This window comes from Dolichospermum circinale AWQC310F (assembly GCF_000426925.1).
GTDB lineage: Bacteria > Cyanobacteriota > Cyanobacteriia > Cyanobacteriales > Nostocaceae > Dolichospermum > Dolichospermum circinale.
In genome coordinates this window covers 585-11472 of sequence record NZ_KE384681.1, presented here as the reverse complement: position 1 = coordinate 11472, position 10888 = coordinate 585, and the positions used below count along the sequence as shown (strand labels likewise).

Annotated in this window: 8 protein-coding genes and 1 pseudogene; 4 read left to right on the top strand and 5 right to left on the bottom strand. The window is 37.4% G+C overall.

Features of this window, described 5'->3' with window-relative positions:
* On the top strand, positions 1–525 hold a 525-nt coding region (locus ACIR310F_RS27330; protein ID WP_028083864.1), incomplete at its 5' end, for a bluetail domain-containing putative surface protein.
* Positions 526–1200: 675 nt separating this feature from the next.
* Here ACIR310F_RS27330 and ACIR310F_RS0110925 read toward each other — a convergent pair.
* Positions 1201–2925 (bottom strand): ABC transporter ATP-binding protein, encoded by a 1725-nt coding sequence (locus tag ACIR310F_RS0110925; protein WP_028083863.1) that lies wholly within the window; start codon positions 2923–2925, stop codon positions 1201–1203.
* Between the two features lie 136 nt (positions 2926–3061).
* Entirely contained in the window at positions 3062–3667 is a 606-nt protein-coding gene (locus tag ACIR310F_RS0110920) for a DedA family protein (RefSeq protein WP_028083862.1), read from the bottom strand.
* 146 nt (positions 3668–3813) lie between these two features.
* Between ACIR310F_RS0110920 and ACIR310F_RS0110915 the strand changes: the two genes are divergently transcribed.
* Positions 3814–4596, top strand: a complete 783-nt coding sequence (locus ACIR310F_RS0110915; RefSeq protein WP_028083861.1) for an ABC transporter permease — start codon at positions 3814–3816, stop codon at positions 4594–4596.
* Positions 4597–4711: 115 nt separating this feature from the next.
* Here the strand turns inward: ACIR310F_RS0110915 and ACIR310F_RS22175 are convergent.
* From ACIR310F_RS22175 to ACIR310F_RS0110900, 3 genes and pseudogenes are all read right to left on the bottom strand, one after another.
* Positions 4712–5137 (bottom strand): annotated as a pseudogene (locus ACIR310F_RS22175) (Uma2 family endonuclease); the annotation flags it as partial.
* Positions 5138–5281: 144 nt separating this feature from the next.
* Positions 5282–6037 carry a Uma2 family endonuclease gene (locus tag ACIR310F_RS0110905; RefSeq protein WP_231387487.1) on the bottom strand — a complete coding sequence of 252 codons (756 nt, stop codon included), beginning with the start codon at positions 6035–6037 and terminating at the stop codon, positions 5282–5284.
* Positions 6038–6395: 358 nt separating this feature from the next.
* The gene (locus ACIR310F_RS0110900; protein ID WP_028083859.1) at positions 6396–7703 is read right to left on the bottom strand and encodes an aminopeptidase P N-terminal domain-containing protein; all 1308 of its coding nucleotides are present in this window, start codon (positions 7701–7703) and stop codon (positions 6396–6398) included.
* Between the two features lie 583 nt (positions 7704–8286).
* On the opposite strand from ACIR310F_RS0110900, the gene ACIR310F_RS22170 reads away from it, so the two are divergent.
* On the top strand, positions 8287–9441 hold the full coding sequence (locus ACIR310F_RS22170; protein WP_071604821.1) for an FG-GAP repeat domain-containing protein: 1155 nt from the start codon (positions 8287–8289) through the stop codon (positions 9439–9441).
* A gap of 404 nt (positions 9442–9845) precedes the next feature.
* Positions 9846–10888, top strand: a 1043-nt coding sequence (locus tag ACIR310F_RS26790; RefSeq protein ID WP_462433815.1) for an LVIVD repeat-containing protein, incomplete at its 3' end; no start/stop codon positions are given.

The following is a 10888-nucleotide window of genomic DNA, read 5'->3' as shown; positions in this document are numbered from 1 at the left end:
AATGGTCAGATTTTTGTTAATGTCTCTAATGTAGAAAACTACAATATCACTGGTACACAATATGATGACGTTTTTGAGGGACGTTCAGGTAATGATACCTTCAACGGTGGTGCGGGTAATGACATCCTCACCGGAGGGCTGGGAAAAGATACTTTAACTGGAGAGTTGGGAGTAGACCGTTTTGACTACCGCACTTTAGCTCATTCCGCCTTGGGTATCTTTGATGTCATTACCGACTTCAATGCTACTACTGGCAATGATTTATTCCTCGTTACCACTGCCCGCAGCGGGTTCAATAATGTTACCACACCTGTGGCAACACTTGATGCAACCGGAATTGCAGCTAGGTTAACTACTACTGTGTTTACAGCTAACTCTGCTGCTCAATTCACCTTTGGTACTCGTACCTTTGTGGCTATTAACGACGCTACCGCAGGATTTAGTGCAACCACGGATACCATCATTGAGGTGACAGGTTTAACTGGTACTTTAGGAATCAGTAACTTTACTACTGCCTTAGTGTAGTTTCTGGTTTCCTTTAGGGAAACCACATTGTAGAGACGTTTCATGAAACGTCTCTACATCATCCTTATGATTGATGTGATATGATCACCATTCAATTATTACAGCACTTCCCAGTGTTATGAGGTACATATTTAGCGGGCAAGATGCCCGCACTACAAGAGTTTCATCATTCAACTTTGTACTTCATCAGATCGGAAACCGCTGTAATAACTGCACATTAGAAAATTTAAACGATTTATTTGATAACATGGTGCGTTACGCTGTCGCTAACACACCCTACATACCATAAGTTACTCTATTTGTCAATAGTATATTTGTACTATCAGTCAAAGTACATTATTTGTTGAATAATTTTTCCCCAATTTACCCTTGAAAACTACTGCTAATTTGTAAAGTTTTGTATTTTTTTGAAATTTGATCTCTGAAACGACTGTAAATAAAGACTTTTAAAGATCATCTTTTCAGCAGGGTACAAAATTGACAATAGTAACCCAATTATGAAATTCTCAATAATTCTAGCAAATCGCGGAAAGTATTGCAAGCTCGTTGCTAAATAAAAATAATTCTCAATTAATTGTTAAGAAAATGTTACATAGAATTGTAGTTAGATTTGAATATTAAAAGTATTATTGATAATGTATAATGTAAACTTATCATTTCATGCAGTGAGTAACTTTAGGAAAACTGTTGAGCATAATACCGCGCATATTTCCCTGCTAATTCTAACAATTGCTGATGATTTCCTGATTCGACAATTTGTCCTTTTTCTAATACTAAAATGCGATCGCATTTTCTGACAGTTGATAATCTATGAGCAATAATTAATACAGTGCGGTTTTTCATCAATCTTTCCAAAGCTTCTTGTACCAAGGCTTCTGACTCGGAATCTAGAGCAGACGTAGCTTCGTCAAGTATCAAAATTTGCGGGTTGAGCAGGACTGCGCGAGCAATAGCTATTCTTTGTCTTTGTCCCCCTGATAAATTCACACCTCGCTCTCCCACCCAAGTATGATAACCTGCCGGTAATTGCTGAATAAATTGATGAGCATTGGCGATTTTTGCGGCTTTTTCAACAGCTTGAATATCAAAATCATTCTGTCCAAAGGCGATATTTTGGGCAATAGTTCCCGAAAACATAATTGTTTCTTGGGGAACGATGCCAATTTGTTTTCTTAAACTATTTAAAGTCACATCTCGGATATTGATATCATCTATAAAAATCTCTCCAAATTCGGCATCATAAAATCGAGGTAACAGGTTCACAAAAGTAGTTTTACCAGCACCAGAAGCACCAACTAAAGCAACAGCCTGACCGGGCATTATTAATAGGCTAATTTTTTTTAAAACCGTTTCTCCCGATTGATAGGCAAAAGTAATATTGCAATATTCGACTTTACCATTAACAGCAGGTAAATTAATAGCATCAGGTTTTTCTAATACCGTTGGTTGAATTGCTAATAACTCAAAAATTCTATCAACTGATGCCTCACCTTGTTTAAATTCATTATAATTATTAGTAGTATGTCCAATGGGGTCAATTAACAAAGCTGCTGCTGTTAAATAACTAAAAAATTCACCGACGGTTAAATTACGTTGAGATATTTGCCAAGTTCCTACCATTAATAAAGATAAGGCACTGACAGCTTCTAAAAACCCGACAATAGGAATTTGAATAGCTTTTAATCTTTCTACGGAATATTTAGCTTTAAAACTGCGTTCTGCTTCAAAACTAAACCTATCAATTTCGTATTTTTCCGCTGCGAAAGCTTGAATTAAGCGAATTCCGCTAAAAACTTCCGTTAAAATAGCAGATAAATCAGAGATACGACTTTGACTTTTGAGAGAATATTTCCGTAAACGTTCCCCAAACCAACCAATTAAAATTCCCATGATTGGGGCAACAATTACCGTTGCTAAAGTCAGTTGCCAGTTTAAATAAATCATGTAAATGGGAATAGCAATTAACTGTAAAGCACAGGGAGTAAAATCATGGAAAAGCTTATTAATCACTTCTCCAACCCGGTCAATATCCTCCGTGAGACGATAAGATAAATCTCCAGCTTTAGCAGTTTCAAAAAAGCTGAGATTGAGTTTTTGTAAATGGGTATAAACCTGTTGTCGGAGATCAAAAGCTACCCTTAAAGCTGCCCTGGCCATGTATAAGTCTTGCACGGACTGAAAAAAGCCCCTGACCAGAAAAATAGCAGTGCTGATTGCGGCTAATTGAGCGATCGCTAATACATTACCATTGCCAAAGGGAACTGCCAACTTCCCTGCGACATTAATTAGGGTTAATGTTGCCAGTACATAGCCTAAAATGCCCACAAAACCCTTAATAATAGTTGGCCATTGGGTGCGGATATAGGGTAGAAGTTGCCAATAATGAGAACGAGTTTTCAACTTATAACATCCATAATATTTGCCTTAGTTACATTACCAGTTTTTGGTGATCTTTGGCAATCAAAAATAATCAATTGACATCATTGAATAAAAATTGGAGTATCTCAATAGATTTTGAATTGTGAATTTTGAATTTTTAAGGTTTATTAGCTCTATTTTCCTTAATTATATGAATAATTGAAGGTAATAAAGAAACAACCACAATTAAGCCAATTATTGGTAACAGATATTTATCTAATTGTTCCGCTGGTAAAGATTTTCCTAAGAAGAAACCTAATAAGGTAATACCAAAAGTCCATACAAAACCACCGAATAAATTGTAAGACATAAAAGACCGATAGTGCATAGCACCAATTCCTGCGACAATTGGGGCAAAAGTCCTGACAATTGGCACAAATCTTGCTAAGATAATTGTTTTCTTACCATGCTTTTCGTAAAAATCTTGGGTTTTGACAACGTGCTTTTTATGGAATAACCAAGAAGATTCTTGATCAAATAATTTTCTCCCAAACTTATGTCCAGTAAAATACCCGACATTATCACCTAATACAGCACAAACAAACGCGCCAAAAATCAGTACCCAAATATTCAGCAAGTTTTGAGAGGCGACAAATCCTGCTGTAAATAATAAACTATCACCAGGCAGAAAAAAACCAATCAATAAACCAGATTCAGCAAAAATAATTCCCCATACTCCAAAGTAACCAAGTGATTTAACTAATTCTGGTAAATCAAAGTGCATAAAATCCCACTTGTTTAAGACATTTTACTCAACATTTTAACGGTTATAAATTTATAGAAATAAAAAGTAATATTAAATTTAGATAAATTTATTTTATGTTTAATTTATATTTACATATTTAACGGATATTGGGGTCAAGGCGAAAAATGCAAAGATATTTAAAAGTGCTGAGATTATTTTGGACTGCGGCGATCGCTGCGGAAATGGAATATCGTATTAATTTTATCATTGCTGCTCTTAGTAGTTTAGGCAATTTGGTCGGTAGTATCTTTGGTTTGTTCCTATTTTACCGCACAGGCTACACTTTTACAGGTTGGTCATGGGAAGCAGCTTTAGTGGTCTTAGGAATTTTCACCTTATTACAAGGCTTTAGTGCTACCTTTCTCTCTCCCAATTTAAATCGCATTGTGCGCCATGTCCAGGAAGGGACTTTAGACTTTGTATTATTAAAACCTATTCGCAGTCAGTTTTGGTTATCTTGTCACACCTTTTCCCTCTGGGGAATACCAGATTTAATCTTTGGATTATTGATAATTGGCTACGCTGGTACTAAACTTAGCTTAGGAATTGACAGATATCTATTTACCCTCTGGCCATTATTTTGCGGTTTAGTTATTCTTTACAGTTTGTGGTTTATACTAGGAGCAACCAGCATTTGGTTTGTTAAAATATACAATATTACAGAAGTATTAAAAGGCTTCTTAGAAGCGGGAAGATATCCAATTACTGGCTATCCTGCGGTTTATCGCTTTTTCTTTACCTTTGTATTACCAGTATCTTTTTTAACTACTATTCCCGCCCAATCCATGTTAGGAGAAATTGAATTTACCTCGTTGCTAGGTGCAGGATTATTAGCTTTTGTATTATTTTTCATTTCTACTCAGTTTTGGCGATTTGCTCTCCGTTTTTATACTAGTGCTTCCAGTTAGGTGATAGGTGACAGGTGATAGGTGATAGGTGACAGGTGATAGGTGACAGGACATACTGAAATCCTTCTTCCCTGTTCCCTGTTCCCTGTTCCCTGTTCCCTGTTCCCTGTTCCCTTGGGTCATAGACAAAGTAATCTGAAGTATGGAAAGTCTGTTCGTACAAGTCTTTTTTAATTCCCTTATCTATTACTGCTGTAGACCGTGACATTAACTCCACAATTACATCAGGATAGCGACCATTTTCTTCCCAAACTACCCAACCTTGTCGAGGATTTCTACCATCAACATTCAGAACCACAAAAAAATCAGGACCGCGAAAATCACGATGGCGAATTTGGCTACTGCTGTAGTATATAAACATATTGCCCCCAGTAAAATAATCATTGCGGTCAGACCAAAGCTGCTGCAACGAACGAATGAGGACATTCATAGCAATAGGGTGACGATTTGATTCCAAGACTTCACCATCATCAAATATTAAATCTGTTGATGGGTTATGAGCTTCCCAGTCCACAACGGCTAGATTGTTGTCGGTAGTCATGAGTAATTATCACCTTTTTCATCAAGCCCTAAACCCCTATGATAATCTGAATCAATATCAAAAGCGATACAAACTAGCAAAGCAGTGGATTAATTCAGGGTGTGCTATCAAGATATGAAACCTGCTGTAACTGATAGAACAACATCACAATATATCTGGATTTTCACCCAATTCTCTTAATCTCGCAGCTAATTTCGCCGCTTTGTCCTTAGCATTTTCCGCTTGGATTTTAAACTTCTCCGCTTCTACTCTTACTTTTTCTACTTGTGCTTTTTCCGCCTCCTCTGGTAACAAAACTAAGTTGCCAGTAATATCATAAAAGCGTAACCAAGTCGCAGTTTCCCTCTGTATAGTTCCTTCCCACGTTCCTATCCACAAACCCAAATGTCTACACCACAGCCAATCATTTTCATTAGGTGTTAAAGAGCGATATTCTTGGTGATGATCTAAGTGTAATCCCTGTAAAGAACTAGAGTCAAAGGGGTTGTAAACAAAGTAGTCTGAGGTGCAAAAAACCCGATCATTAAGGTACTTTTTAATACCTATATTTACCTCTGCCGTCGCTGGTGATATTAATTCTACAATCATATCAACATAGCGACCATTTTCTTCCCAAACCGCCCAACTTTCTTGAATATTACTACTATCAACATTGAGAACAGCAAAAAAGTCAGAACCGCGAAAATGACGATTCTTGACCTGGCTACTGCTGTAATAAATGAACATATTACCCTCGGTAGAATAATCATTGCGGTTAGACCAAAGTTGCTGTAAAGAACCCATGAGGACATTCATAGCAATTCGGTGACGATTTGATCTCAATGGTTTACTATCATCAAGTATTAAATCTGTATGTTGCTTATGGTGTTTCCAGTTGACAATGGCTAGATTGGTACTCATATTAATTATCACCTTTTTCATCAAGCCTGAAACTTCTGTGATCATCTGTTTCGCACTTTTTTAGGGTACTTTTCTATCACGGTAATTATTGACGATTGATAAACAACAGAATACCCCATACCCTAAGAGTCCAATAAGACATTAATGTGCTACTTTCCGAGTTTACCAATGATCTATCATCTCCTCCTGTGAAATTAACTAAAATACATTATCACCTTCCCCCCCCTGACAGAAAAGGGGTTACTTATCAGTTTCTTGTATCTTAAACCACAAAAAACCTAGCAACCTCCTCCTGAATACTACTATCTTACTGAGTTTTCATGCAATTATTTAGTCCAAAAAAATTACAAATTATTGTTTATTTTTCTAAATCCTTAATTTCCTTGGGAACTCCCGCAGTTAATACCTCATTTCCCTCAGAAGTAACTAATACATCATCTTCAATTCTAATCCCAATTCCTAGCCAACGCGGGTCAATTTCCGGTTGGTCTTCTGCTGGTTTAGTGTCAGGGACTATATACAGTCCCGGTTCTATTGTCAGCACTTGGCCAGGTTGTAAAATTTGCGGGTTTTCTCCATGTTGATAAATTCCTACATCATGCACATCTAAACCTAACCAATGACTGGTACGGTGCATATAAAATGGTTTATATTTTTCTTCACTGATTAATTTATCAATGTCTCCTTTGAGTAAACCTAATTCAACTAATCCCTCCGTTAATATCCGCACAGCTGTATCATGAGGTGCATGAAAGGGATTACCTGGTTTTACCGCTGATATTGCCTGTTTCTGCGCTTCTAATACAATTTCATACAATGCTTTTTGTTCCGGTGTAAATTTACCACTGACCGGAAATGTCCTAGTAATATCTGAATTGTAATAACCATAAGCGCAACCAGCATCAATCAATAGCAAGTCCTGTTCTTGCAGTTGACTGTTATTCTCAATGTAATGTAGTACGCAAGCATTCTTACCAGCAGCAACAATAGAAGGATAAGCAGGTCCCATTCCTCCCCGTAAGCGGAAAAGATGTTCTATTTCGGCTTGAATTTCATATTCATAACGTCCCGGTTTACTGCTTTGTAAAGCATAATTATGAGCTTCTACCGCAATTTCTACAGCTTGACGCATTAGGTCTAACTCTATTTTACTCTTATAAAGTCTCATATTATGCAGAACAACGCTAGGATCTGCGATCGCAATTGGCCCTGTACCTCGTTTAGGATAAGTCCGCAGTAAATTTTGGTAATGTTGGATGATTTTATCATTAAAATTGCGATCGCGTCCCAAATGATAATAAATGCAGTCCGCTTTTTCTAAATATTGCGGTAACTTCTCATCTAACTCTGCAATCGGGTAAGCTATATCTGCACCATAAAATTCTTTTGCTCCCTCTACTCCACAACGATAACCAGTCCAAACTTCCTTTTCTGGATCTTTCGGTTGCACAAATAATATAAAGCGATGCTCTGGATGATGAGGTGCTAATACCGCTACTGCTTGCGCTTCATTGAACCCAGTTAAGTAAAAGAAATCACTATCTTGACGATAAATATACTCAACATCGTTGTGCATGACCGCCGTGGGCGCACTTGTGAAAATCGCTGTACTACTGCCTATTTTCGCCATTAAATCCTGACGACGTTGCTGATATTCTGTTTGCATAGCTGATTTATTAATAGTGTTGTTTTTAGCTTTAACAATTAAAGACTACTGAGAATGTTGTCGAGAAAATTGCTAATTCTACTTATAATAGCTAATTTTCTCTTGATTTGTGTTCACCAATCTTTTTTTTGGATGAACCACAGAGGACACAGAGGACACGGAGGTGGAGTTTTATGCTTACCAAGACGCAAAGGAACAAAAGCAATACATATATTATATCATGTCCGGTTGAACACTTATCATATCTGTTGAGGCTGGTAATGGGTAATAGGTAATTGGGAAAAGGCAATGCAATGATGAACTATATTGTAAGTGATTGGGCGGACATGATATTATTTGGGATCTCGATGTCAAGAAAATAGGATTTTATTTTTAAATCATGACTTTAATAAATAAAATATAAAATATTTTTTGATTGTTTAGATATTACTTTTAATTTGGAAAATTTCCTATTTATAAACATGATGTAAATGTCTATAAATACTGACATTTAATAAAAATAATTAACCAGATGTTTACTGTTTACAGAATCTTTATCAAAAGCAAATTAAAAATGGATATTAATTACTCATAAAAACACATCATGCCTGATCAATTATCTTTAGATACAACAAATTACGGGTTACCAGCTGAAGTTAATAATCCATCAAATCCATTAGCTCAAATCCCCATTGGTGGGAGTGCTAACCCCAATCCTAATCCTTATTTAACCAGTGCAGCCATTGTTCCTGATTTTAATGGTGATGGTAAAACAGATAAACTTTGGGTTAACGTCCAAACTGGTGAAATTTTGGTTCGCTTAATGAACGGAACACAAGTTTTAGAACAGGGTTCTTTAGGTAAATATGACTTAACAGCTTATGACTATAAACTTGCGGATTTTAATGGTGATAATAAGACAGATTTCTTATTACGCAATAAGACAACAGGTGAAAATACAATTGTGCTAATGAATGGCACAAAAGTCGCTAATTACTTAACTTTAGATCGAGTTGATCCAGGTTGGACTGCTAATATTGGCGATTTTAATGGCGATCGCAAAACTGATATTTTCTGGAATAATGCAACTACTGGTGAAAATGCCATTTGGCAAATGGATGGTATAAAGGTAATTAGCGCCAATGTCTTAGAAACTACGGGGCCAGGATTAACCGCAACCATTGTTGATTTTGATGGTAATGGTAAGAGTGACATATTCTGGCGTAATACCACCACTGGTGAAAATAGTGTCTGGTTTATGGATGGTAGCCAAACTACTAAGTATGATCTCCAGGCTCAAGATGGTTCCTGGACTTCTACTCTTGGTGATTTTAACGGTGACTTTAAAACTGATATTTTGTGGCGCAACTCCCAAACAGGGGAAAATAAGATTTGGACTATGAATGGCGTTTTTGTAACTGAAGGTACTGTCAGCACCTTGAGTACAGATTGGACTGCAAAAATCGGTGATTTCAATGGTGATGGCAAAACCGATATCTTCTGGCATAATGCCTCTACCGGTGCAAATACTGCTTGGTTGATGGACGGTACAACCATCAGTTCTGAAGCTTTCTTACCTAGCAATACCCCTGGTTTGACAGCATCTCTAGGTGATTTTAATGGTGATGGTAAGACTGATATTTACTGGCGTGATCAACAAACATCCGCTGATAAAATCTGGACTATAGATGGAACTTTAGCTACTGAAACTCCTGTTGCTGATGCAGATAAGCTGACACCAGAATGGTATACAGGTTGATTTAATCAGTAGTTATTGGTTAAGATATATTGTCAGTATGACTAAGACTTTCTAAATTCAGAATCAGTGATCACTTTCCATAAAGTTACGGGAAGCGATCGCTTTTTTTATTGCAACTTATATTTTTATATAACTAGAAAATATCGCAGGATTCACCCCCATTTAACGGCAAAACTGTCTTTTATCATTAATTGCTGCTCTACTGATTGCTACAACTTTACAGGTATAGAAAAAATTTTACGCAAAAGACTTGCTTTTTCAGAAAACCTATGAAATACTGTCTGTATATTCTACTAAATACCGACCGATAAACCGGATTTTAATTTGAACTGGTATAAATATCTTCCAGTCCAAAGCAACTTTCATTTTCTTAGGACACTTTAACTGTGAATAGTGAGGGATTTATGCCTAGTTTTAAAGGTGCTTATGACACTCCAGGTGCTGCTTACCGTGTCCAGGTGGTAGGCAACTTAGCCTATGTAGCTGATTTTGATTCAGGATTGCAAATTCTCGACATCAGTAATCCTGGCGCTATTACTCTCATAGGCAGTTATGATACTCCTGGAAATGCCAGGGGTATTCAGGTAGTAGGCAACTTAGCTTACGTAGCCGATCAGACTTCAGGGCTACAAATTATTGATGTCACTAATCCTGCTGCTCCTATTCTCAAAGGTACTTATGACACTCCTGGACTTGCTTACCGTGTTCAAGTAGTAGGTAACTTAGCTTACGTAGTTGATGATACTACTGGATTAATAATCCTCGACATTAGCAACCCCAGCGCTCCTGTTCTTAAGGGTACTTATGATACTCCCGGCTCCGCGAGAGGTATCCAGGTAATAGATAATTTAGCTTACGTGGCTGATTTTGCTACTGGGTTAGTAATCCTCGACATTAGCAACTCCAGTAACCCTATTCTCAAAGGTACTTATGATACTCCAGGTGCTGCTAATAGTGTTCAGCTAATAGGTAACTTAGCTTACGTAGCAGATAATGACAAAGGACTGCAAATCATTAATGTTAGCAATCCTAGCAACCCCACACTCGTTGGCACTTATGATACTCCTGGAACTGCTCGGAGCGCTCAGGTAGTAGGACGGTACGCTTATGTGGGGGACGGTCCGACAGGACTGCAAATCTTCGATATCAGCAATCCTAGCAACCCCACTCTTGTGTCTACTTATGATACTCCTGGAACTGCTAGAGGTGTTGAATTGGTAGGACTCAACGCCTATGTAGCTGATGAGACCACAGGAGTGCAAATTATTGATGTCAGTGAGTTCGATAATAACCTCATCGGTAACAGTAGTAATAACAGCCTTAATGGTGGCGCTGGTAACGACACCCTTGATGGTGGTTTAGGTACTGATACCTTGATTGGTGGTACAGGAGATGATACTTACATTGTAGATAGCACTACTGACACAATTACGGAACTGGCCAATGA

Coding starts and splice junctions, on each gene's coding strand:
- ACIR310F_RS0110920 (WP_028083862.1), bottom strand. CDS start 3,667: ATGCACTTTGATTTACCAGAATTAGTTAAATCACTTGGTTACTTTGGA.
- ACIR310F_RS0110915 (WP_028083861.1), top strand. CDS start 3,814: ATGCAAAGATATTTAAAAGTGCTGAGATTATTTTGGACTGCGGCGATC.
- ACIR310F_RS0110905 (WP_231387487.1), bottom strand. CDS start 6,037: ATGAGTACCAATCTAGCCATTGTCAACTGGAAACACCATAAGCAACAT.
- ACIR310F_RS0110900 (WP_028083859.1), bottom strand. CDS start 7,703: ATGCAAACAGAATATCAGCAACGTCGTCAGGATTTAATGGCGAAAATA.
- ACIR310F_RS22170 (WP_071604821.1), top strand. CDS start 8,287: ATGCCTGATCAATTATCTTTAGATACAACAAATTACGGGTTACCAGCT.